The organism is Caproicibacter sp., assembly GCF_046707225.1.
In the GTDB taxonomy this organism is placed as follows: Bacteria; Bacillota; Clostridia; order Oscillospirales; family Acutalibacteraceae; genus Caproicibacter.
The window spans coordinates 20,700-43,183 of record NZ_JBJKOP010000032.1 but is presented as its reverse complement, the minus strand read 5'-3'; the positions used below and the strand labels follow the sequence as shown (position 1 = coordinate 43,183).

The window sequence follows — 22,484 nt, the reverse complement described above, 5'->3', positions numbered from 1 at the left end:
TCTGTCTGGGTTTGCAGCGTCTCTATCTTCTTATAGAATTCTCTAGATTCCGCTTGCTTTTCAATGGATAAACCGACTTAAAATCCTTCGGAAGTGATTCCTTGCCGGTTCAAGTCCGGCTGGCGGCACCAAAACAAACTCCATGTGTCAGGGGATAAACCCGCACATGGAGTTTTTGCTTTTTGCGGTGGTGATTTTGTGCTATACTTGATTCATATTGAGGTGAACGATGAAATGAACCATATAAAACTTATTGATATAACGCAGATAACTGGGAGAAAATCTGTTGTCTCAACCCGGGAAAAGATGGCAGAGAATTTGTTGCAAGCAACGCATTTTCAATTGCGCAGTCGGTTTTTGAGAATGGCTGGGTTATAAAGGGCATACAGGCAGACGAGATATTGATTGGCTTTACGATGTACGGGTACAGTGATGAATTAAAAGCATATGAGTTATGCCGTTTTATGATTGATGAGCATTATCAAGGAAACGGGTATGGCAAATGTGCATTACAAATAATTATTTCCGAGATGTTTCAGAGCTATAAATGCGATAGAATATATCTCAGCACCGCACCCAATAATTCTAAAGGTAAACATATTTATGAGGACGTAGGGTTTGTGAAAACAGGGGAAACATGTGGAGAAGGCGATGACATTGAGGACATATTCTGCCTAAGCCATCATCGATAACTGCGTAAAATTCGCACAATGCGCAGCAGGGGGCTATATCTTTTTTCCACACTTACCTGGCAGGATTGCTCTGCGAAAGGGCAGCGGCAATTCTGGGGAGTATCAGGTTCTGTGTAAACTTCAAAAACGTGTGTAAACGGAGTGAAAAGTCCGGCAGAGGCAGCAATTTTAAAATAACCTTAAACTCAGACAGCCAATTTGGCGTGGACGCACTCCGACGCCATACGTGCGGCGCAGTCCAATCCCAAAGATGACGTATTGACTGCCAGATCATAAAGACGGACATCAAGGCGATCGGACTTCGTGAACGCTCGATTGTAAGCGATCCTCTGCCGATCGTTCTCTTCGATCTTTTCTTTTGCCGCCTCTTTGGAAATCTGAAACAGGGAAGCAACGCGCTCAATGCGTTCCGGCAATTCAGCCGTAACAAAAATCTTCACATGTCTCGGGCTCTCTCTCAGAACATAGCGTCCCGCCCGCCCTAAAATTACCGCCGAAGTCTTCTCGGCAATTTTGAGAATATATTCCGACTCCAGGTAAAACAGTTCCTTATCGCTTGGGTGATACTGCGGAATCCACCCTGCAGCCGGTACGGTATACAACTGTTCCGTAAGCTTCTCCCACACGGAAGACAGTCGTCCGTCGCGGTGCTCCAAATCCTCTTCCGCCAGATGGAGCTCATCAGCAACCTGTTTTAGAATATCGCGGTCCACAAACGGGATGTTAAATTCTTCTGAAAGTTTTTGCCCGATGTAAGCTCCTCCACATCCGAGCTGGTGGCTGATCGTTACCGCATAGAGCTGTTTTTCCACAATAGATGCACTCCCTTACCATAAGATGAATATTTACGGCTCCTCCGCCGAAATGATTAGCCGATCGCATTTTCTTCCTCTGCAACTTCTTTTTCCAGCTTTGCTTCCCGTTTCTTATCCAATCTGACATTGCGAACATACAACACCATATCAATCGTAATTTCAGCGATATTAAGAAAATAGAAAACCCAGCCTAAGTAGAAAAGAAAGTCCAATTCTTCTCCTGATGAGAACTGCATAAACTCCCGTATGATTCCAAACACATAGCCAATCCATAAAAAGACCTCAAAGAAAAGGCTTTTTCCCTTCGCGGTTCTGGCTGTATAGGAACGGTAGATGGAAATGGGCCATGAAAGCCCAAAACACAGGATCATAAGCGCTTCCAACAAATTCATCGCTTTGTTTGCTCCATTCTCTTCTTAAAAATTACTTGTACTTTGGCAACGACTCCATTATACTGGAAGCACAAAAAAATGTGAAAAGTATATTCGACATACCGACTATAATTATTTGATATATCAGGAGCGAAAGATGAGCGCAAATTATGACTATTATCGGATTTTCTATTATGTCGCCCGATACCAGAGCTTTACAAAAGCGGCGAATATTCTGCTGAACAGCCAGCCGAACATCACCCGCGGCATGAATCATCTGGAAAGCGAGCTGGGGTGTAAACTGTTTTTTCGGACCAATCGCGGCGTGACGCTGACTCCAGAGGGAGAACGCCTGTATTCGCATATCGCCATTGCCTATGAACAGATTCGGACAGGGGAAGAAGAACTGGCGAGCGATAAAAATCTGCAAAGCGGGATTCTTTCCATCGGCGCAAGCGAAACGGCCCTGTATGGCCTTTTGCTGGAAAAGCTGAGCGGTTTTCACCGATCGTATCCCGGAATACGGATCCGGATCTCAAACCAGTCCACGCCTCAGGCCGTGGCCGCGCTGAAAAACGGTCTTGTCGATCTTGCCGTGGTGACTACGCCGACCGGCGTTCACAAAACACTGCGGGAAATTCCTCTGAAATATTTTGAAGAAGTTCTGGTTGGGGGACCGCAGTTCGCTTTCCTCGCGGGGAAAAACATTCATTTGCGGGAATTGGAAAGATATCCGCTGATCTGTCTGGAAAGGAATACAATGACTTTTGAGTTCTATAACCGGTTGTTTCTGGAACACGGATTATCCCTCCAGCCCGACACCGAGGCGGCCACAACCGATCAGGTGCTTCCCCTGATAAAAAGCAACCTTGGAATCGGATTTTTACCGGAAGATCTGGCAAAAGAAGCGCTTCTGCGAGGCGACATCTTCCGTATTTCCCTCGCGGAAACAATTCCGAAACGAGCCATCTGTCTGGTGCGCGATGACCGGCGCTTTTTAAGCATCGCGGCAAGAAAGTTTGAAGAAACGCTTTATCACAAAAATGGAATAGAGAAGTAATTTTCACTTGCCTTTTTAAGGTTTTCTCGCTTGCATTTGACCTGAGCCCCGAAAACTGAGCAAAAAAAGCAGTTGTCCCCGATTCGGCGGAACGCAAAGAGCGCATCCGTTAAATCAGGGACAAGAATATTTAGAAAAGTGACAAGGGAAATTCAGGTTCCGCCGCTCATGCTCCCACATCGGAGGTCAGAGCGGCGGCCTTTTTTCATTCAAACGGATTTTCGGTTTTGTACAGCACTCCCTTCGGCTGATTGAAAGCGATCTCCGGGACGCCGAGCGCACGGAACACCGTAAACAGCGCGCTGCCCGCGTGGGCAAAGGCCACGGCGCCGTGATGCGGGAAATGCCGTTCAATCAGAACATGGCGGTAGAAGCGACCCATTTCCGGAATGGCGAAGATACCGATTCCGCCGAAAGAGCGGGTGGCAACAGGAAGAACCTCTCCCTGCGCGATGTACGAGGTCAGCTTACCTTCCGCGCTGCCCTGCAGTCGGAAGAACGTGATCTCCCCGGGGGCGATGTCGCCCTCCAGCGTACCGCGGGTAAAATCGGGTGTTCCGCCGTTTTCAAGCAGACGGTTCTGAATCAGCTGATATTTGACCGCCGCGCCTTTGGAAAGCTTGCAGAACGGAGTGTTGCCGCAGTGGAAGCCCATGAAGGTATCCCTCAGCGTATAGGGATACTTCCCGGCGACATCGGATTCATAAAGATCGCTCGGCACGCTGTTGTTGATATCCAGCAGAGTGACGGCGTCGCCCGTCACGCAGGCTCCGATATATTCGCTCAAAGCGCCGTAGAGATCCACTTCACAGGCCACAGGAATTCCGCGGGAGGTCAGGCGGCTGTTCACGTAGCAGGGCTCAAACCCAAATTCCTTTGGGAAAGCCGGCCAGCATTTGTCCGCGAAGGCCACATATTTTCTCGAGCCCAGATTGTCCTTTGCCCAGTCGAGCAGGGTGAGTTCAAACTGCGCCATGCGCGGCAGAAGATCCGGGTAATGGTTCCCGTCAACGCCGAGCTCCGCGGCCATATCAGCCACAACTTCGGGGATGCGGGAATCGTCCTTGTGCGCGCGGTAGGCAACCAGAAGATCGAGCTCCGAATTCTCCTGTACTTCAACGCCGAGGTCGTAAAGCGGCTGAATCGGCGCATTGCAGGCAAAGAAATCCTGAGGGCGAGGACCGAACGTGATGATTTTGAGCGATTTTACGCCGATCAGCGCACGCGCCGCCGGGACAAATTTCGCAATGCTCTCGGCAAGATCATCCGCCGTACCAACCGGGTACTCCGGAATAACTGCCGTAAGGTGGCGCAGGCCGAGGTTATAGGAACAGTTGAGCATACCGCAATAGGCGTCGCCTCTGCCGTTAATCAGGTCTTTTCCCGTTTCTTCTGCGGCAGCAACGTACATAACCGGGCCGTCAAAGTATTTGGCGATCAGCGTTTCGGGCGTTTCGGGGCCGAAATTGCCTAAAAATACCACCAGAGCATTGCAGCCGGCCGCCTTGACTTCCTCAACGGCTTTCAGCATATCCCGCTCGTTTTCCACTGTTGTTTTCGCTTCGTAAATGGCGCCGTATTTCGCCGTATAAGAATCCACAATCGCTTTTCTTCTCTTTTCGGAAAGCGAGATGATAAAGCAGTCGCGGCTGACTGCGATTATTCCAAGCTTTACTTCAGGGATATTCGTCATTTCAAAAACACTCCTTTGTTAATGAAAGCTCCATTTCAGAGCATCATAGAATTTGATGTATTTTGCATAATTTTCCTCGTAGCATGCGACATTTGCGGAAATCGGTGCCGTCATGCTTTCCGAGCGGATCAGAGGCACGGTTTCCTCAAGACTGCCCCAGATACCGGCGGTTACGCCGGCCGCCAGCGCGGCGCCGAACGAGCCGCCCTCCGCGCTGCCATACACGGTTCTCACGGGGAGATGAAAGACATCCGCAAAAATCTGACGCCAGAGCGGACTGGCCGCCCCGCCCCCCGCGATGACAATCTCGCTTGCGTCCTTCGCGCTCATCAGTTCGTAAACCTGACGCAGCGAAAACGCGACGCCCTCCAGAACCGCGCGGGCAAAATGGCCCTTGCCGTGGCGGGAGGTTACACCGAGGAACGCGCCGCGGGCGAGAGGGTCGTTCAGAGGCGCACGCTCCCCGGACAGATACGGCAGGAAGAACATCCCTTCACTGCACGGAGGAACGGAGGCCGCCTCGCCATCCAGCAGAGCAAACGCACTTTTGCCCTCCTCTTTCGCCTTCCGCATTTCATCCTGACCGAGAGAATTCCGGAACCACTGGTAGGAGCCGGCCGCCGCAAGGGTTACGCCCATCGCGCTGAACGATCCGGGTTCATTCCCGCAGAAAACCTGAAGCATCCCGTTGGGATTCGGAAGAAACGAAGCAAGTCCCATGGCGACAACACCGGAGGTTCCGACCGTGACCCCGACCCGGCCGGATTTTGCGAGGCCAAGGCCGGTTGTTGAGATAACGGCGTCGCCGCCGCCCCCTCCGACCGGAATTCCGGCCGGCAGACCGGTGAAATCCGCGGCGCCTTTCGTGACACGGCCGGAAACAGCCGTCGATTCCACCGCCTCCGCGAACATTGCCGGGTCAAGGCCTGTTTTCCGGATCAGATCGTCGGCCCACCGGCGCTCCCGCACACAGAAGAAACCCGTACCGGAAGCATCGGAAACATCCGTTTTGAGTTCCCCCGTCAGTTTCAGCCGAATATAGTCCTTCGGGTTAACAATATGTACGGTCTTTTGATAGTTCACCGGCTCGTTTTCCTTCATCCATAGGATTTTCCCGCCGGTGTACCCCGTAAGCATCCTGTTATTGGTCACGGCAAGAAGAGCATCCGGCCCCCCCGCCAGTTCCGTGATCTCCTCGCACTGTTTTCCGGTTCGCTGATCGTTCCACAGAATGGCGCGCCGAACCGCGTGATTTTCACGGTCCAGCGCCACCATGCCGTGCATCTGCCCCGAAAGGCCCACGGCACAGACCGTTTTTCCGTTCAGCTGCGCAGTGATTTTACGGATTCCCGCCGCGGTGCCGTTCCACCAATCCTCAGGGTCCTGTTCCGACCATCCCTGCTGAGGCGCATAGCAGGGGTACTCCTCCGTGACGGAACCCAGAATCACTCCGGAATCGTCCAGAGCAAGGATTTTGCACCCGGAAGTTCCAACGTCGATCCCAAGAACACATTTTCCAGACATCGTATTTCCCCCGTTACACCCTAATATTTTTGCCCTGAAGTCCCACAAAAGCTCCGTCTGCCTGCAGACCGGACTCCGGATGTGCAATCAGCCACTTGTTTTTGGCAAACAGCAATGCGTCTTCCCCCTGCGCCGCCGGTTTTGCTTCCAGCGGAAGGTTCGTGCCGCGCGGAAGAATGACTGCGTCCCGGAAGCCTTCCGGTGACGCGCTGCACGGAGCAAAGTGCAGGGTCGTCGCATATAATTCCACCGCGGTTCCAGCCGGAACGCGGAACGCTTCCACCCGTCCGGTATCATAGGTAAACGCCGCGCTTACGTCCTGCAGCAAACCCAGCAGAAGGATGAGATCCGTTCCCGCGATATTGATTTCGGAACTGCGGTGATATTCCAGAGCGTTGAGCTTATCATTGCTGCCGTTGCAATAGCCCAGCTCGATCGGAAGTCCGCCGAATTCCCGGTCCTGAAGCTCACCGAAAACATCCAGCTTTTCCAGTTCAGGGTCGGAAGCCACATAAACCGTTGTGTCCGACGGGCAGGGGGTTTTCTTCAACCTGCTCAGAAGGGGCGCACAGTCGAACCCGGAAACGACTCTGCCGTATTTTCGAAAGGCATCGTCTCGGATGGATTGAACCTCGATTGTTTCATTCATGATTTTCACTATCCTTCTAGTTATTCAATACAACTTTTAATAAATACTTTTCATAAAGTATGATATCATTCTATTCTGATCCTGTCTACTCTATGAAAGAAAAAAACCGGGCACAACTAAAACTTATGTGAAACTTGCAAAAAAACCGATCCGGATATAGAATAGATTCGTGCTATGATTTTTACAAAAGGATTCGTCTAAAGTACGGAAGGTTTCCAAAACGATTTTTCCCGGAAAAAAGGTGTGTTAGGTTTGAATAATCTTCAGGTAAGAGATGTAAACAAGAACAGAATCATGAATTTTCTCTACTCCAACAACGGGGCAACCAAGCAAAACATTGCCGATTCCCTCAGTTTGAGCATGCCGACGGTATCCCTCATTCTGAAGGACCTGGAAAAACGCGGCTTGGTTACAAAATCAGGAACACTGAAATCTTCCGGCGGAAGAAAACCGTTTGTCAACTCGCTGGACTACGGCGCGCGGCTTTCCTGCGGGATTGAAGTCACGCAAAACCATCTCCGCTTTGTGGTGATTGACCTCGGAGAGAGTGTCCTGTTCTATAAAAAAATCCGTGAACCGTTCCGGAATGACGAGGATTATTTCAGGGCTGTGGCCGAAGATTTAGACCTCTTTCTGCGGGAAAATCACGTGGATCTCAACAAGCTCCTCGGGGTTGGCATTGCCGTGCCCGGGCTGGTAAATCCGAAAGCCGATCTTCTGGAATACAGTCCCACACTGCATGTAAAGGGCCTTTCGATTGACAGGCTGAAAAAACAAATCTCCTACCCCGTCATGGTCAACAATGAAGCAAACCTGGCCGGCCTTGCCGAAATCTGGCAAATGGATGAAGTGGAAAGCGCCGTCTTCCTTTCCGTCAACAAAGGCGTCGGCGGGGCCATTATCATTGACAATAAGCTTTATAACGGCATCAACGGCTACTCCGGAGAATTCGGACACATGACGATTGTGCAGAACGGGCTGCCCTGCAACTGCGGGAAAAAAGGCTGCCTGGAGGCATACTGCTCCACAAAGGTTTTAACAGAACCGAATTTTGAAGACGTGGATGATTTCTTCGCGGCGCTTGAAATGGGAAACCAGTACTGCAAGCAGAAATGGAATATTTATCTGGATTATCTCGCCACTGGGATTAACAACATCCGTACCATTTTTGACGCCGAAATTATTATTGGCGGTGAAATTGACCGCTATCTGGAAAAGTACTCCGACATTCTTATGGAAAAACTTCAAGCGCTCCATTCGTTCGGCGGCGAGCCTGACTATCTTCATTTCAGCAAATTCAAAGACAAAGCAAGCGCCGTCGGGGCCGCGCTGCAGCAGATCGATTCCTTTCTGAACGATTAAAGGGAATACGCCGACCAAACCCTTCCGGGCATAGGATCGGCGTTCACAAAATACAATTTACTTCCGGTCAATCGAGTCGGGAAGATTCTTGCCGCCGTCCCCCGGGGATTCTGATTCCTGTTCGCTTCCCCGCACGGTAAGCGAATTTTTATATTCCCGCCATGCATAGATGCCGAACGCAATGGCAGCCAGAAAGAAAACAACGCTCGCAAGCACAGTAACCCAGAGCGGCAGGGAGCTTGTGTGCTTCACCTCCGCAAAGACGATTTCTTTCGTCAGATACAGAATATAGAGTGCAATCAGAATGCGCAGAGTCAGCTTGATTCCGGCATTCTTTTTCTTTGTACGAAGTTCCTCTGATTGAGCCTGCATTTGTTTTCCTCCCGCTTTTCACTCGCTCCCGAGTGGGCGACGAAAATCCACTTTCGCATTCCGATGCGGGAACCGCCTGTCGGCGGACGGCGCGCCCGCCGCGGAACCCTTTCTTCACGGATCATGCCCGCCCGATCGCAAAAAAGCAATCAGCCTTACTGCTTCCCTACCTTATGGTTCGAAACGACATCGAAGATAACGGCCGCAAGAAGAACAGCGCCTTTCACAACGTACTGCCATTCGTCCGGAAGTCCGTAAATCGACATGCCCTGGTTCATAACACCGAGCAGGATAGCGCCGATCATAATGCCGGAAACAGTGCCGGAACCGCCGTAAGCAGATGCTCCGCCGATGAAGCAGGCCGCGATTGCGTCCATTTCGTAAGAGTTGCCCATGTTGCCGTCGACGGAACCAATGCGGGCCGCCACCAGCAAGCCGGAGAAGCCTGCCAATACGCTCATGAGGAAGTAAGCCCAGAAATAGACACGCCTCGGGTCAATACCGGAAAGTTTCGCGGCCTTTTCGTTGCCGCCCACCGCGTAGAAATAACGGCCGAAAGCTGTTTTCATCGTAATGAACGCAAAGATCAGAACCACCAGAAGAATCCAGAGAAGCATAACCGGAATCCCCTTGTAGTTGGCGAGCTTCCAGCAGTATGCGATAATCAGGGCATCAATCATGATGATCTTGATGAGCGTAGCTACCAGCGAATCAACCGCATAGTTCTTTTTTATCTTTTTGGCCCGGCTGGAAAACATCAGCACGGTCAGCAGGACCGCGATCGCCACCCCGACAATCAACGCCGAAATATGGAAGGACTTGGTATCCATGCCGGGAACGTCGATATAGGAAATGAAGGTGTTGAGGAACGCCTCATTCTGAATGTTGACGGTTTTCGAGGCCAAAACGACACGGCCGAGCCCGCGGAACAGGAACATACCCGCCAAAGTCGCAATAAACGGGGGAATGTGGATATAGCCGATCCAGAAGCCCTGCCAGACGCCGATCACTGCCGCAATCAGCATCGCAATCAGAATCGTGGGCAGCGCGCCCATGGAGCCCTGGTCCATCAGCTGTGCCGCGACGGCACCCACAAGGCAGAGCGTAGCGCCGATTGAAAGATCGACGTTGCCGCCGGTCAGAATACACAGCAGCATGCCGCATGCCATAACCAAGACATAAGCGTTCTGCAAAAGCAGATTGGAAATATTCTGGGCGTAGACCAATCTGCCGTTCGTCAAAACCGTGAAGAAAATGAAGACCACAACCAGAGCGATGGTCATCGTGTACTTTTTAATAATTGAAGATGCCTTTGTCATGCTTCTGCCTCCTACGCTTCCTTTTGTTCCTCTGAAATGCCTCTTTTATCGGAATGGAGAATGGCGCCCATGATCCTCTCCTGCGTCGCTTCGCCGCTGCTCATTTCGGCAACCAGGGAGCCTTCGTTCATCACGTAAATCCTGTCGCACATCCCCAGAAGTTCCGGCAGTTCAGAGGAAATCATTACAACCGATTTTCCCTGCGCTACCATATCGTTCATGATACAGTAAATCTCGTACTTTGCGCCGACATCGATGCCGCGGGTCGGTTCATCCAGAATCAGAACATCCGGGTCCGCAAACATCCACTTGGAAAGCAATACCTTCTGCTGATTTCCGCCCGACAGATTTCCGACCATCTGCTGCACGGTCGGTGTTTTTGTATTCATTACTTTTACATACTTTTCCGCAACATGGTTTTCCATGCCGACATCAATAATGCCGTGTTTGTCACACACCTTTTTGAGCCGCGCCATTGTGGTGTTCTTCGCTATTGTGTCGATTAAAACCAGCCCGTTGGTCTTCCGGTCCTCGGTTACGTACGCGAGACCGTGCTCGATGGCGTCCTCCTCGGTTTTCAGGTGCACCTCTTTGCCGTTCAGATACTCCTGACCGGAAATGCCGCTGCCATAGCTCTTGCCGAACAGCGACATGGCAAGCTCGGTACGGCCCGCGCCCTGCAATCCGGAAAACCCGACGATCTCGCCCTTATGTACATGAAAGCTGACACCGTTTACCACCTGCTTCTCCGTGTAAATCGGATGATGAACGACCCAGTTTTTTACTTCCAGTCCGATTTCCTCGCTGACCTTGTGCTCTCTGGCGGGGAACCGGTTTGTCAGCTCGCGTCCGACCATTCCTTTAATAATTCGGTCTTCATCAATGGTACGGTCCTCATTGTCGATGGTCTCAATCGTTGCACCGTCGCGAAGCACGGTAATCCGATCGGCCACGTAAGCAACCTCGGACAGTTTATGTGAGATGATAATGGAAGTCATGCCCTGCTTTTTAAACTGCAACAGCATATCCAAAAGCATTTTTGAATCTTCTTCATTTAGAGAGGAGGTCGGCTCATCCAAAATCAGCAGCTTTACATTTTTGGAGAGCGCTTTTGCAATTTCAACCAACTGCTGTTTTCCAGTCCCTATATCTTTAATCAGGGTTGTGGCCTTGTCTTTCAGGCCCACCTCTTCCAGATGTTTCGTTGCCTGACTGTAAGTCTCGTTCCAATCGATACCAAATTTTCCGTTGCGCTCATTTCCGAGAAACATATTCTCACCAATGGAAAGCTCCGGGATCAGAGCCAATTCCTGATGGATAATAACGATGCCAAGCTTTTCACTGTCATGAATGCGTTTAAACTGGCATTCCGACCCGTTAAAGAGAATTTTTCCCTCATATTCGCCGAATGGAATGGTTCCGCTTAAAACATTCATCAGGGTTGATTTGCCGGCGCCGTTTTCTCCGACCAGTGCATGTATCTCACCGCGCTGCACTTCCAGATTCACATTATCCAATGCCTTGACACCGGGATACAATTTTGTGATGCTCTGCATAACTAAAATATTGTCTGGCAAGTCAATGCCCCCCTGACTGTGTATTTTCATCACGGCTTTTATAAATGAAGAGCGGGCGGGGCTGAATAACCCCGCCCGTACAAGCCGTTCGTATTATTTCTTTGCCTTCGGATATTTGCCATCCATCGTGTAGTAGCCGGTGTCGACAAGTTCTTTCTGAATGTTGTCTTTGGTTACGACAGTCGGGACAAGCAGATAGGAAGGAACAATGCCTTTTTTGTTGTCGTAGGACTTCGTGTCATAGGAGCAGTCGAATTTCCAGCCTGCGGACTTAATCAGGCTTTCGTCCGGCTTCTGGCCGTCCAGCATGGCCATGCCGATATCAAGCGTGGCAACCGCTTCGTTTGCAACAGCCTTGTAAACCGTCATGGACTGTTTGCCGTCAATGATATTTGCAAGGTTCGCTTCATCGCCGTCCTGGCCGGTGATGATCGGGGTGTTGCTGCCCATATAGTCGGAGCCGATTGCCTGCGTGACGCCCAGCGCGGTGGAATCATTGGAGCAAAGAGCAACATCCAGCGTGGTCTTGCCGTTGGAATAATAGGAACCCAGAATGTTCTGCATGCGGTTCATCGCGTTCTTGGTATCCCAGGACTGCGTTGCAACCTGCTGGAACGTTTTCTGGCCGGAAGGAACCTTCAGGATGCCAGCGTCTATGTACGGTTTCAGAACATCCATGGCGCCATTGAAGAAGAAAGTCGCGTTGTTGTCGGCCGGATCGCCCGCAGTGAATTCGATGTTGTAGCTCTTGGACTTGTCGTCCGGCTTCAGGCCCAGCTGGTCAACCACGAACTGGCCCTGCAGCTGACCAACCTTGAAGTTGTCGAACGATACATAGTAACTGATCGCGTCGGTGTTCATGATCAGACGATCGTAGGAAATGACCGGGATATTCGCGCTCTTGGCGGTATTCAGAACATTGGAGAGGGAATCGCCGTCGATGGCTGCCACAACAAGAAGGTCAACTTTATCGGCGATCAGGTTCTCGATATCCTTTACCTGCTGGTCAATTTTGTTGTCGGAATAGGTGAGCTCCACGCTGCAGCCCTTTCCCTCAAACTGGTCTTCCAGGTAAGAACCGTCGCGGTTCCAGCGCTCCAGAGATTTTGTAGGCATGGAAATACCGACTTTCTTTCCGCCGGCTGCCGGAGTGGACGCCGCCGACCCCGCCGCGTCTAAAGCGGCCTCGGAACTTGGTGCCGCCGCCGAACTTTGGCCCCCTGTGGATCCGTTGCTGCAGGCCACCATCGATGCCGTCATCATACAGGCCAATACAGCTGCAATTAGTTTTTTCATCAATACTTTCCTCCTTACATTTTTCCTGTTTCATTGATTGCAAAGCCCGAAGAGGCAAAATACCTCGTCTGAGTCCTGAACCTGCTAGATTACCCTCCTTATTACGCATCAGATTAAAAAAACATGAACGTATCAGCGAAGAAAAAATCAAGCGAAAAGAATGAAAGAGATAAAGAATCTGCCCGCCGCCGGCCTTCCGTTGAAGGAGCGATTCGGGATTTTCCAAATATAGTAAATTACTTAACTTTTACAAATGATATTTATTTAAGTGTCTAAATCATATAACAAACGGGCAATAAAGTCAATATATTTCTGTGCAGTTTTCTATTTTTAGTCATTATCCCCAATGTTTAAATTGCTGATTTAGGAACAAATACAAATCAAACACTTTCGATGTATTTCTTGATATAGCACCATGCAACGCCCATCATATTTGCTTTTCGCGGGTACCGGCCAAGTCGTAAGTACTCCGAACCCTCCTCAAAGGTATCCTTTTGCTCCACCATGCGTTTCAGTTCCGGCAGGTAGGGTTCCAGGTACTGGGAAAGGAAGCCGCCCAGTACGACGTCACAATCCAGCACCATATGAATATTGTTGATCCCGATTGCCAGATGCTCCAAAAGATCTTCCCAAAGGAGCCTATATTCCCGGTTGCCCTGTTTGAGCCCGTCGAAAAACTCCTCAACCGAAACGCCTATTTTTGTGCTGATGCGAAGGGTGGAACAGTAGGCTTCCAGGCATCCCCGTTTCCCGCAGCTGCACAGCAGCCCGCCCGGCTCCACACACATGTGGCCGAATTCGCCGCTTCTTTTGTTTTTTCCGTAATACTGTGCTCCGTTGATTAACACCGCACCGCCGACCCCGTTCTCCAAATAAAGGTAAGCAATATTGTTGCTCAGCGTGTTCCGCGACCCGAACCACTCCGCAAATCCGCCGCTGGTCCCGTCATTTTCAATATAGGTGGTGTACGGGATCGGCCTCCGGATGGTGCTCAGGCTAATATTCCGCATCTGCATGGTGGGCGACAACTTAACCTCGTCCTTTTCTTCGTCCAAAACAGCCGGAAGCGTAATGCCTACGCCCAGCATCCGGCTGCGGTCCAGCCTGTTCTCGTTCAGAAAGGTCTCCAGATCCCTTGCGACCTGCGTTCCGATTTCATCCCTTTTCAGAGAACCGATCTCAATTTTTTTATAGGCAAGTTCGCTTTGCTTCAGATCGGAGGCCAGAAAATGTACTTTATCCGCTGTAATGGAGATCCCCACCGCGAATTTGATGTCGCTGACGATGGAATAACCGATTGCCCGCCTGCCGCCCGTCGATTTCTGCACCTTTCCCACCTGAATGAGTCCGGCGTTTAACAGTTCCGTGATATTCTGATGCACGGTCGGCAAACTCAGCCCCAGTTTTTGCGAGATTTCATGCTTTGACGGAGGGGACTCGGATTCATAAATGAAATTGTAGATACTGTTTCTCGTCAGCCTGCGCCTTTCAGTTACGGGTACTTCTAATTCCTTCATAACTATTCTCCATATTTAGTCACTTTTGCAAAAGTATTTTATATATTACAACAATTATAATAAATTTCTTTCCCGTTTGCAATCCCTGTCTCGAATGAAGCAGTCAGCGGCCTCCACTCACAGATGCCGGGAAACGTTCGCGGAGACCTATTCGCGTTGCAGATCGGCTCCGGCCGCTCCTGAATTTTCCGGAGCCTGACTCGTAACGGACGGCCGTTTCTCTGCGGCTTGGGTTTTGGAGCGCAGAAAAAAGGCCGCATCACAGGAAGAAGCGAGATGATCCGCTCTTCCTGCAATGCGGCCGGATTTATAGATCCAAATTGTGTTGAATTAGCCCGCCGATCTATCTGCCAACTCGAAAAAAAGGGGTTGTGCTAAAACACGCCGATCTGCCTGGTGGAATCGCCCCTCGGCCGGATGCCTGTTTTCACATCCACCCTTACGGACGCATGGGTCAGCAGATGGTTTTTATTGTCGTACACGTCGAACATGATATATGCCGTGCCAAGGCCGTTTCCGGTGACTTAATAATTGCCGTTTTTCAGCTTTACAACGGTTGTGACTTTATCGTTTGTCGAGTGTAATTTTACCGCCGCGGCTTTCGTACCGGTCAGCTTGACGCCGATTTGATAGCTTCCGCCGATGGGCATCTGATAGTTCTTCGTGTCCAGCGTGACCGAGTCGCCCGTGCCCGCGACGACGTAATCGCTGAAATGGGTGGTTTGGAATACAAGAAAGCCGTTTTCCACGGTCGCGTTCATATCGGTAAAAAAGGTTCCCGTGCTCTCCTCATAGCGGGACGGTGCGCCTTGTGATTCGCGCAGAGGAAAACCGGGTGCGCTTTGAAGTGACCGACGACAGCGTGGGCATCGGTCCGGAACGGATTGCCTCCCTGTGGGGAGGAGCGACAATCGGCAGGGCGCAGGCCTGATCAATATCCCCAAACGACTGGTGAGCTGTTACGGCGAGGGCCTGCATATGGAAAGCAGCGGCGGAACGACGGTTTCTTTCCGTGTCCCCTTGACCGGGAAATTCGGAAAAGATGACCACATAAAGGGAATATAGCAATCGGGCAGGCATCGATGTGATTTTAAAGAACATTGTATCCGAGATAAGAATCGTCCAGTACTATTTGTAATTGGATAAATACCACGTTTAAACGGGCTGAGACAGGGGTATAGTTTTTCAGGACCATCATCAGGCGGCTTTGTTCTTCCGCGGACTGCAAAGCCGGTTCGGGCAAAAACAGTACGGTTACGTCATGCTCGCCGCCGTACAGGCCGGAATAACGAGCCAAAACCTTTTTGGAATGATCTTCGCCGTTCCAGTTTTCATATTCGACAATCCGGAAGGATACGGAATGCCCGCAAATACTCTCTAAATAAACGTCTAAAAGCTTTTCCATGGCTAGACGAGTTCCTTTCCAACCCTGAAGCCAACACGCAATTGGAATCAGTTCCCGCATCTGTTTCGGAGTAAACTGACCGTGTACATTTCGCAACCCGACGAGTTCTCCCACAAAATTCAAAAAGGGCTCCGGGGTTTGTTCCGGGTCGTAAAGCATTTCCGGAAGGCGGTCAATGATTCCTTCCAGTTCAAGATAAGGTTTTTCAAAAACAGCCGTCATGCGATCCAGCAGCGGATCGCTCTTGTAAAGATCCGGCAGATGATCAAAAAAAGGACGTTCTTCTGTCTTGCACATTCCGATTGTCCTCCGTTAAGTGAAAAGCTCAAGATGAATCGATTCGACCTCAAAACAAAGATCCTTTGTTTCCCTGATTTTATCCAGATCCGTTCCTTTGTATTGAATCGACAGGCGTTCAATTTGCCTGACCGCCGGGATGGACAGGATTTCCATGCGAATTTCGCCAATGTCCGGGCGTTCGCCGATCTTTTTTCGATCGGCGACGCCGGTGAAAATGCCTATTATTTTTTCCCGGCAGGCTTGCGAACGTCCCGTCGCAGCGTCAAACCGAGCCCTGCAGGAAACGATTAAGGGTGCCACCAGTGCCTGCCGGACTTCCAGACGCGTTGTCAGAAGGCAGTGCGGCTTAATTTCCCGATCGATCCGGCCGAGTTCTTCCGATGTCAGCCGTCCTTTCCGAAAGACGGTCAGGCGCAGCATCCCGCCGATCCGCTCCGCGCGTGCCTTTTCGGGCCGCGGAGAAGAATTCAAAGCCAAGCTTTCATAATCCCGGAAGGTTACCGCGCTTTTTACCTGCTGGAATTCCCGCATGAATTCCATGTTGCGCTGCGGGACTGGTTTCCCTTTGGAGTCCGGAGTGACAAGATCAAAGTAGGCGTTCAGAAAGCGGTCTCCGGTCTGATCAAGGTAATAGATCTGCATTTCCGTCATCGAGGCCAGCAGCTCCAATAGCATGATTCCCGTGTCCTGCGGATTGAAATCCGTCCACTTGTCCGTCAGGAGGGGAATCCGGGCAACAGCCTCCTCAAAAAGGCTGCGGAATTTTTTATCGTCCAAAACAGGAAGTTCCATCATGCTGAAATCTCCACCTTTACTGTGACAGGGCCGGGAACGTCAAACGGACCCGGCATGATTTTCTGAAGATCGATGGAACGGCCGTTTTTCAAAACGGTCGCCGACAGGTCCGAAATCAACAGTCTCGGGAACCCCGCCCCCAGAAACGACAGGATCTGGTCGAAGGTCGGAAGCCGTCCAATTTCCCAGCCGTCGCCGCGCGGGCCGCCGCTGATTGGATTAAAAAAGGCGGTCAGCTTTTCTTTCAGTTTTTCGATTTCTTCGCCGATCGGCTGATCCTTTCCGCAAACGCTCATACCGCACTCGATCGGAACCGGGACGGCCCGCAGTATTTCAATTTGCGTCCCGGCCGTCCGCGCAGCTCCGCAGTTTCTGAAAAAAGGCAGCAGCGTGCGGCAAATTCTCGGAAAGACGACCCGGCTGTCCGGGACATTCATCAGCACCGCCAGCCGGACAGGCGTACCGCCGACACAGCGCGCCCGGTAAATTTCAGGGCAGAGGTCGAGGGCCATAAGCTCGTAATCCTTCTCCGTAACCGCATGGCCGTGAGTATAAAGCAGATTTTCAGCGCGGGACGCCAGATCTTCATCCGTTTCGCTGTCGTAACCGTCCAGCACCGGGAACGGGTTCCGCACGGACGCAATGCAGGGGATTTCCCTGCTCATTTTACTGATCGCGCCGGCCACGACATTGGCCCGTTTTCCGTCTCCGGTGTCGTAAACGATATAGATCACGTCATCCGGTTTTAAAGCACGGTAAAATATTTGGGAAGGAAAATAGATTCTGCCGCTGCTACGGTTGATTTTATAGAAGCCCCATCGGAATTCGTCTCCCGGTAAAAACTCCTTCCAAGGCTCCCACTTTGCGCCGTCGGCTGATTTGACGAAAACCCACTCCTTGACCAGATTCCCATGGGAAAGCTGAAGCACTCCGCTTTTCGGTAAGTTTAGCAGAGACACTCCTTTGCGGTGCCGGACCCTGTTTTCTACCCGCTGCGCGTTCAGATAAAACCCTTTGATTTTCAGGCCTTCGGAATGTTCCGGAGGGGTAATCCGAATCCAATATCTCTCCGTGCCGAACAGGGATTTCTTTTGAACCGATGAAGGAGTAAGGAAAGAGACCAGCCCGCTGCGCCGCAGTCCGCCCGTTTCGTCGTCGACGGCCATTTTGACCCATCCGGTTTCGCCGAGGATTTCCATTGTCAGCTTTTCGTCCGCCTCCTGCGGCTCGTCCAATGCGGCGAACATCTGAACACGAAGATTGCCGGAAAGCCAGTCCAATCCAAGGAACAGGGATTTCGACCGGCAGGGCGGCGCGGCAAAAGGCCGAACCGGAAAATCCGCGGGCAGCTCGGCCCGGTCACCGAAATTAACGGTGCGAAAACGTTCCGGACACCGCGGGCTTAAAAAGCGATAGGAAAACCGCGCATTTTGAATACACGGCGTATGGACGCGGCGCGGCAGCCGATACAGCTCCCTGCATTCCCCGCAGCTCAGGCGCAGGAAATATCCCTTCCTGCCTCCATACTCCCCCAAGCTGATATCATCCGGGCAGTCGAAAACGAGCCGCAGCTCCCCGTCTTTTGAAAAGTCGTCCGCCGCCCCGCATTTTCCGGATATGGTACGGAAGGCTTTTCCGTTCCAGTATTCCCATTTTACCGAGGACGCGAAAGCTTCCTGAACTTCTTCTTTCGGCTTCGGTAAGGGCTTACGCATAATCCATTTATAGTTGACCGCTTCTTTCCTCTGCGGCGGGAACTCCTCCGTCGTTTCAACGGACAGCCGGAAACTCAGGGTGATTTCCGCGCCGTGTTTGGAAAGCGCCTCGCCGCAGAACACACCGCATTCTTCGAACGGATGAAGAATCGGCCGAAACGGATAAAACCGGTTCCCGTCCAATTCACAGTCTCCCATTGCCACGGCGTCCGGACTCAGTCCGCTCTTTTCCGCGCATATCTCGATCTGTTCAAAGGACAAATCGCGGGCGGAACCGTCCAGCAGCTCCAGACTTAAGCAGGCCAGCGGCTCTTTGCTGCGGAACCCATCCGCGGAAAGGGCCAGCCCGCCGTTTTCTTTCGGCGTCACGCGCACGAATTTCTCCGGAGCGGAATCCTCCTGCTCAGGGGACCAGTCCGTCAGGCTCCAGCGGAACCGCGCAGGGTCGGCGAGCGCCCCGGCGGGCAAAGGTGTATCCTGCAGGCGGACATTCATAGAAAGAGTGACGTCCAGATTTTCCCCTTCGCCACCCAATACGTTGCGAAAGGCCATGTCGAACCGGTGGCGCCCGTCCGGTTTTACCCCGCACCATGGCTCGAACGCTTCGGGCGACGGGGCGCTTTCGTCCGAATACACGCGGCAGACTGCGTCAGCATCATAATCGGCCCAAAGAATATCCCGGATCGACGACGGCACAGCCCAGAAATCCCATTTGGTTCGGAATCCTATCGGTTCCCCGCCGTCCTCGGGCACAGCGGACAGCACGGTCCCTTCCGGAATTTTGACTGGGCAGCCATATCCTTTCACCACCTGAAAAACGACAAAAGTATTGGCCACCTGCGCGGGGAAATGAGCGGTCTGAAGACAATTCAGGAAGGCGATGCGGTGCTTTCGCGGGGTGCGGTTCAGCCGTTCCGCAGTTTCCAGCCAGAAATAAGAGTAAAGCGTAAAAAGCGTATCGGCGAAACCCTTTGGGTCGGAAAACGTGATCCCCAAATCCCAGGCGGATTTTTTTACTTCGGCCAAAAGCTCTTCACGCGATTCTGAAACGATAAGAGGCATTTCCCCCTTTTCTTTCATCTTCCGCCCCCCTCTTCCAGATAAAATGGAAAAACGAGATTGTCCGGACGGTTGGTGGCGCGTACGGTATAGGAAACCGTGAGAATAACCTTTCCCCTCGAAAGCTCAGAATCGTCGACAGCCGCGCTCACATGATCCACCCGATGCTCCCAGCGGCAGACTGCCTGGACGATCTCGCTGCAAAGTAGATGGCGGCAGGTTTCGCCGGGCAGATCGAACACATAATCCCACAGGCGGCTTCCGAATTCCGGTAGCATCGGCCGCTCCTCCTGACGCGTCATCAGGATCACATAGATTGCCTGCCTGATCTTTGCTTCCCCATTTTCCGGCTCGATTTCCCCGTCGGCTATTCGAAGCGGAAACGGGAAGCCTCTGCCTAAAAATCCATTCTCCATAGAAATGCCTTTCACCGATTAATTGATCTTGGTTATGCTGCCCTTGATGGTCATAATTCCCTGCGAACTGATTTCCACCATGGAACCGGAAAGCGACGTTTTCGTCCCCTGAACCGTCAGTTCCCCGCTGCTTTTGGCCGAAATGGCGCTTGCCTTCCACTGCAGATTCTCGCCGTTTACGGTAATTCCTCCATCCGAATCCATCGTCACGGACGAACCGCCGGTTTTCAGTAAGATCTTTTCTTTTGCACTGATTTCCGCCGTACCGTCCGCGTCGCTGATTTTTACCTGATTTTCACCCGCTGAAATTGCGGCGGTTCCGTCCTTCTCCGAAAAAATCATCGAGATTTTTTTCGGCGTTTTTACCGAAATGCTCTCTTCGCCCTTTTCGTCGGAGATTTCAATTAAGTTTCCTCCGGCGGTTACGATCCGCTTGTACGCGTTGGTTTCGTGATACGAATCTGAAAGCATGCGGTCCTTTACCGTGCAGAGGCTTCCCAGCACGAAAGGCCTGTCGAAGGAACCGTTCAGAAAGCCGACCACCACCTGTTCGCCGATTTCCGGCAGCGCGTAGATCCCGTAAGCGTCGCCCGAAAACGGGACGACGACTTTAACCCCGTCCAGTACGGCCCTGTCGGTTCCCTCGCAAATGAGTTCCACCTTGAGCAGCCCCTTATGTTCTTCGTCATTGTTCGCCAAAACGGTCGCCGGCAAAAATTCGTAAATTTTTTCGCTTTCCGGAGCAAACGGGTCCATTTTTATTCCATCCTTCCCGTAATCGTTGTCGTGAACTGCGTTTCGTCCATGCGATGAATCACCGAGGTCAGATACAGGTTCCCGTCCAGCTTTGGGCTGAACCGGGTCAGACCGACGGAAAAGCCCGGCAGAAGTTCGGGCAGGCCGGTCAAACGGACGGATATTTCGCTTGCCATTTCACGCCTTCGCCTCATTTGCGCCTCGGCCAGTTCCTGCGCCGCTTTGTCATCGCCGGCAGAGGAAAAAAACTCCGCGGAGCGCTGCCCGATCAAGCGGCCGGCGTCGCTGCTCTCCGCAGCAATCGACTGCGTGTTCTCCGCCTTGCCCAGCGCCCGTTTTTTCTCGCCGTCCCTTTCGTCGTCGGAGCCGCCCCGTACCGTAACCGATTTGATATATCCGGCGGAACTCAGGGCGGCGTGGAACCGTTTGATCCCCCGGTCGGAAGAAAGCTCCAGAAGAACCGGGGCGGAGTCGGGCTTTTTTCGCAAAAGCAGCTTTCCCTTGCAGACGAAGAACTCCAGACCGAACCTTTGGGCCGTGCCGCACAGAAAGCGGTAATCGTCCGTCTGCGCCGGAGAAAACGGGATAGGATTGTCCAGTTCCGGAAGGCCGTCCGTTTCCGGGGGATCGCAGAGCACATTGTAGCCGCGGGCGTTTTCTCCTGAAAAAAAGCTCCGGATCGCCTGCCGATAGGTCAGCCCCCCCGTCAAACCAAGTCGGCCGTTTCCCATCATGGCCCCTTTGACGTCCATACACAGCAGGATCATCCGCGGCGGGTCTTCTTCTCCAAGCTCGTATTCCAGGCGGTAAAGGTAACCCTTGAAAACCGATTCGGTTACAATGTAGCCGAGTTCCACTTCCACGATGGAGCCGAGGGGCCACTCGTCTTCGCACAGGAACCGTGAATTTTTGCGGTCGTAAACTCCGCCGAGCGTCACGGAACAGATTCCGGCGGAAAGCTCGGTCCCCGTGACGCACTCCACCGATTCGATCCGCCAGGCTGCGGCGGGAAGCGGACTCCCGTTTATGGAAGCCTTAGCGGTCGGGGCCCGCCAGCCGTTGTATTTGGCTTCCAGCTGTTCGTATGTATACTGCGCCATGGATTTATTCCTTTCCGCCGGGGAGGGCGGGGACGGTCAGGGTAACGGCGGGGGAAAGCTTTCTCGGATTCTCGATGCCGTTGGCCTTTGCAATGGTCCTCCACAGCTCCGGCGAACCGTAGGCCTGCTGTGCAAGCGACCACAAGGTGTCGCCCTGACAGACAACTTTTTCCCGCGTCCTGTCCGGAGAGTTGTTGGAACTGACGGCGAGATCTTCATCGTAGCAGCCCTGAATGCTCAGCGCCACCTTTGCACGAACCGGAATCCCGTTTCCGGCGAACATGGTAAATGTTTCCTGTATGGACAAAATGTCGCCGACAAAGGAAACCTTCCCCCATGAGAAACGAACGTGTGGGGGCGAATGCAAATCGGGTTCAATCTTTGTAAAACCGCGCAGAAGCCGGTATTGGTCGCGAACGTCTTTCTGGGAAGATTCCGCCGCTTCATATACGAACGTGTCAAACAACAGCTCGACCGACAGAGTCGCAGGCTCGCTTTTCAGGAACGCGTCGTCGGCCATCCGCCCGTAAGTTAGACTTGAGTTCTTCTGAAACGTATTTGTCCGCGAAACGGAATAAGTATTTGGGTTGAATTGCACGCTTTGGAAATCGCCTTGAACTTTTCTGCTCGTCAGATTATACGCCGCGATAACGGCCTTCTCCACGGCAGCGCCCCCTTTGTCCTAAATTCC

General features: G+C 52.1%; 21 protein-coding genes. 3 read left to right on the top strand and 18 right to left on the bottom strand.

What is annotated here, in order from left to right; all coding sequences use genetic code 11:
• Window positions 1–281 precede the first annotated feature (281 nt).
• Window positions 282–692 carry a GNAT family N-acetyltransferase gene (locus tag ACLQ3M_RS06335; RefSeq protein ID WP_411677067.1) on the top strand — a complete coding sequence of 137 codons (411 nt, stop codon included), beginning with the start codon at window positions 282–284 and terminating at the stop codon, window positions 690–692.
• Window positions 693–877: 185 nt separating this feature from the next.
• On the opposite strand, the gene ACLQ3M_RS06330 is transcribed toward ACLQ3M_RS06335, so the two are convergent.
• Window positions 878–1,504: an AAA family ATPase gene (locus ACLQ3M_RS06330; protein ID WP_411676852.1), complete on the bottom strand. Its 627-nt coding sequence runs from the start codon at window positions 1,502–1,504 to the stop codon at window positions 878–880.
• Window positions 1,505–1,560: 56 nt separating this feature from the next.
• On the bottom strand, window positions 1,561–1,899 hold the full coding sequence (locus ACLQ3M_RS06325) for a hypothetical protein (RefSeq protein WP_411676851.1): 339 nt from the start codon (window positions 1,897–1,899) through the stop codon (window positions 1,561–1,563).
• A gap of 136 nt (window positions 1,900–2,035) precedes the next feature.
• On the opposite strand from ACLQ3M_RS06325, the gene ACLQ3M_RS06320 reads away from it, so the two are divergent.
• A complete protein-coding gene (locus tag ACLQ3M_RS06320) occupies window positions 2,036–2,938 on the top strand; it encodes a LysR family transcriptional regulator (RefSeq protein WP_411676850.1) in 903 nt (300 codons plus the stop codon).
• Window positions 2,939–3,143: 205 nt separating this feature from the next.
• Here the strand turns inward: ACLQ3M_RS06320 and ACLQ3M_RS06315 are convergent, their stop codons facing one another.
• Genes ACLQ3M_RS06315 through ACLQ3M_RS06305 form a run of 3 tightly spaced genes read right to left on the bottom strand, consistent with a single transcriptional unit; the run spans window position 3,144 to window position 6,792 of the window.
• Window positions 3,144–4,631 carry an L-fucose/L-arabinose isomerase family protein gene (locus tag ACLQ3M_RS06315; RefSeq protein ID WP_411676849.1) on the bottom strand — a complete coding sequence of 496 codons (1,488 nt, stop codon included), beginning with the start codon at window positions 4,629–4,631 and terminating at the stop codon, window positions 3,144–3,146.
• Between the two features lie 18 nt (window positions 4,632–4,649).
• Window positions 4,650–6,155: a xylulokinase gene (gene xylB / locus ACLQ3M_RS06310; protein ID WP_411676848.1), complete on the bottom strand. Its 1,506-nt coding sequence runs from the start codon at window positions 6,153–6,155 to the stop codon at window positions 4,650–4,652.
• Window positions 6,156–6,168: 13 nt separating this feature from the next.
• Window positions 6,169–6,792 carry a DUF4867 family protein gene (locus ACLQ3M_RS06305; RefSeq protein WP_411677066.1) on the bottom strand — a complete coding sequence of 208 codons (624 nt, stop codon included), beginning with the start codon at window positions 6,790–6,792 and terminating at the stop codon, window positions 6,169–6,171.
• A 264-nt stretch (window positions 6,793–7,056) separates the two neighbouring features.
• On the opposite strand from ACLQ3M_RS06305, the gene ACLQ3M_RS06300 reads away from it, so the two are divergent.
• Complete coding sequence (locus tag ACLQ3M_RS06300) at window positions 7,057–8,166, top strand: ROK family protein (RefSeq protein ID WP_411676847.1); 1,110 nt, start codon at window positions 7,057–7,059, stop codon at window positions 8,164–8,166.
• A gap of 57 nt (window positions 8,167–8,223) precedes the next feature.
• Here the strand turns inward: ACLQ3M_RS06300 and ACLQ3M_RS06295 are convergent, their stop codons facing one another.
• The 13 genes from ACLQ3M_RS06295 to ACLQ3M_RS06235 form a co-directional block, all read right to left on the bottom strand.
• Window positions 8,224–8,538, bottom strand: coding sequence for a hypothetical protein (locus ACLQ3M_RS06295; protein WP_411676846.1), 315 nt, complete (start codon window positions 8,536–8,538; stop codon window positions 8,224–8,226).
• Window positions 8,539–8,693: 155 nt separating this feature from the next.
• A complete protein-coding gene (locus ACLQ3M_RS06290; protein WP_411676845.1) occupies window positions 8,694–9,857 on the bottom strand; it encodes an ABC transporter permease subunit in 1,164 nt (387 codons plus the stop codon).
• 11 nt (window positions 9,858–9,868) lie between these two features.
• A complete protein-coding gene (locus ACLQ3M_RS06285; RefSeq protein WP_411676844.1) occupies window positions 9,869–11,464 on the bottom strand; it encodes an ATP-binding cassette domain-containing protein in 1,596 nt (531 codons plus the stop codon).
• Between the two features lie 63 nt (window positions 11,465–11,527).
• Window positions 11,528–12,730, bottom strand: a complete 1,203-nt coding sequence (locus ACLQ3M_RS06280) for a substrate-binding domain-containing protein (protein WP_411676843.1) — start codon at window positions 12,728–12,730, stop codon at window positions 11,528–11,530.
• 380 nt (window positions 12,731–13,110) lie between these two features.
• Window positions 13,111–14,247 carry an ROK family protein gene (locus ACLQ3M_RS06275; protein ID WP_411676842.1) on the bottom strand — a complete coding sequence of 379 codons (1,137 nt, stop codon included), beginning with the start codon at window positions 14,245–14,247 and terminating at the stop codon, window positions 13,111–13,113.
• Window positions 14,248–14,771: 524 nt separating this feature from the next.
• On the bottom strand, window positions 14,772–15,008 hold the full coding sequence (locus ACLQ3M_RS06270; protein ID WP_411676841.1) for a hypothetical protein: 237 nt from the start codon (window positions 15,006–15,008) through the stop codon (window positions 14,772–14,774).
• A gap of 329 nt (window positions 15,009–15,337) precedes the next feature.
• On the bottom strand, window positions 15,338–15,949 hold the full coding sequence (locus tag ACLQ3M_RS06265; RefSeq protein ID WP_411676840.1) for a hypothetical protein: 612 nt from the start codon (window positions 15,947–15,949) through the stop codon (window positions 15,338–15,340).
• 15 nt (window positions 15,950–15,964) lie between these two features.
• Complete coding sequence (locus ACLQ3M_RS06260) at window positions 15,965–16,747, bottom strand: hypothetical protein (protein ID WP_411676839.1); 783 nt, start codon at window positions 16,745–16,747, stop codon at window positions 15,965–15,967.
• Window positions 16,744–19,542: a baseplate J/gp47 family protein gene (locus ACLQ3M_RS06255; RefSeq protein WP_411676838.1), complete on the bottom strand. Its 2,799-nt coding sequence runs from the start codon at window positions 19,540–19,542 to the stop codon at window positions 16,744–16,746. Before ACLQ3M_RS06255 ends, ACLQ3M_RS06260 begins: the two co-directional genes overlap by 4 nt.
• Window positions 19,539–19,937 carry a GPW/gp25 family protein gene (locus ACLQ3M_RS06250; RefSeq protein ID WP_411676837.1) on the bottom strand — a complete coding sequence of 133 codons (399 nt, stop codon included), beginning with the start codon at window positions 19,935–19,937 and terminating at the stop codon, window positions 19,539–19,541. The genes ACLQ3M_RS06255 and ACLQ3M_RS06250 overlap by 4 nt, the downstream gene beginning before the upstream one ends.
• A gap of 18 nt (window positions 19,938–19,955) precedes the next feature.
• Entirely contained in the window at window positions 19,956–20,693 is a 738-nt protein-coding gene (locus ACLQ3M_RS06245) for a phage baseplate assembly protein V (RefSeq protein ID WP_411676836.1), read from the bottom strand.
• A gap of 2 nt (window positions 20,694–20,695) precedes the next feature.
• Window positions 20,696–21,793, bottom strand: a complete 1,098-nt coding sequence (locus ACLQ3M_RS06240) for a phage late control D family protein (RefSeq protein ID WP_411676835.1) — start codon at window positions 21,791–21,793, stop codon at window positions 20,696–20,698.
• Window positions 21,794–21,797: 4 nt separating this feature from the next.
• Complete coding sequence (locus ACLQ3M_RS06235; RefSeq protein ID WP_411676834.1) at window positions 21,798–22,457, bottom strand: LysM peptidoglycan-binding domain-containing protein; 660 nt, start codon at window positions 22,455–22,457, stop codon at window positions 21,798–21,800.
• Window positions 22,458–22,484: the final 27 nt, after the last annotated feature.

Bases quoted from the DNA above. Each gene is read 5' to 3' on its own strand.
- ACLQ3M_RS06275 (WP_411676842.1), bottom strand. From the start codon at position 14,247: ATGAAGGAATTAGAAGTACCCGTAACTGAAAGGCGCAGGCTGACGAGA.
- ACLQ3M_RS06320 (WP_411676850.1), top strand. From the start codon at position 2,036: ATGAGCGCAAATTATGACTATTATCGGATTTTCTATTATGTCGCCCGA.
- ACLQ3M_RS06290 (WP_411676845.1), bottom strand. From the start codon at position 9,857: ATGACAAAGGCATCTTCAATTATTAAAAAGTACACGATGACCATCGCT.
- ACLQ3M_RS06280 (WP_411676843.1), bottom strand. From the start codon at position 12,730: ATGAAAAAACTAATTGCAGCTGTATTGGCCTGTATGATGACGGCATCG.
- ACLQ3M_RS06270 (WP_411676841.1), bottom strand. From the start codon at position 15,008: ATGAACGCGACCGTGGAAAACGGCTTTCTTGTATTCCAAACCACCCAT.
- ACLQ3M_RS06250 (WP_411676837.1), bottom strand. From the start codon at position 19,937: ATGGAGAATGGATTTTTAGGCAGAGGCTTCCCGTTTCCGCTTCGAATA.
- xylB (WP_411676848.1), bottom strand. From the start codon at position 6,155: ATGTCTGGAAAATGTGTTCTTGGGATCGACGTTGGAACTTCCGGGTGC.
- ACLQ3M_RS06240 (WP_411676835.1), bottom strand. From the start codon at position 21,793: ATGGCGCAGTATACATACGAACAGCTGGAAGCCAAATACAACGGCTGG.
- ACLQ3M_RS06325 (WP_411676851.1), bottom strand. From the start codon at position 1,899: ATGAATTTGTTGGAAGCGCTTATGATCCTGTGTTTTGGGCTTTCATGG.
- ACLQ3M_RS06315 (WP_411676849.1), bottom strand. From the start codon at position 4,631: ATGACGAATATCCCTGAAGTAAAGCTTGGAATAATCGCAGTCAGCCGC.
- ACLQ3M_RS06295 (WP_411676846.1), bottom strand. From the start codon at position 8,538: ATGCAGGCTCAATCAGAGGAACTTCGTACAAAGAAAAAGAATGCCGGA.
- ACLQ3M_RS06260 (WP_411676839.1), bottom strand. From the start codon at position 16,747: ATGATGGAACTTCCTGTTTTGGACGATAAAAAATTCCGCAGCCTTTTT.
- ACLQ3M_RS06285 (WP_411676844.1), bottom strand. From the start codon at position 11,464: ATGAAAATACACAGTCAGGGGGGCATTGACTTGCCAGACAATATTTTA.
- ACLQ3M_RS06245 (WP_411676836.1), bottom strand. From the start codon at position 20,693: ATGGACCCGTTTGCTCCGGAAAGCGAAAAAATTTACGAATTTTTGCCG.
- ACLQ3M_RS06265 (WP_411676840.1), bottom strand. From the start codon at position 15,949: ATGTGCAAGACAGAAGAACGTCCTTTTTTTGATCATCTGCCGGATCTT.
- ACLQ3M_RS06255 (WP_411676838.1), bottom strand. From the start codon at position 19,542: ATGAAAGAAAAGGGGGAAATGCCTCTTATCGTTTCAGAATCGCGTGAA.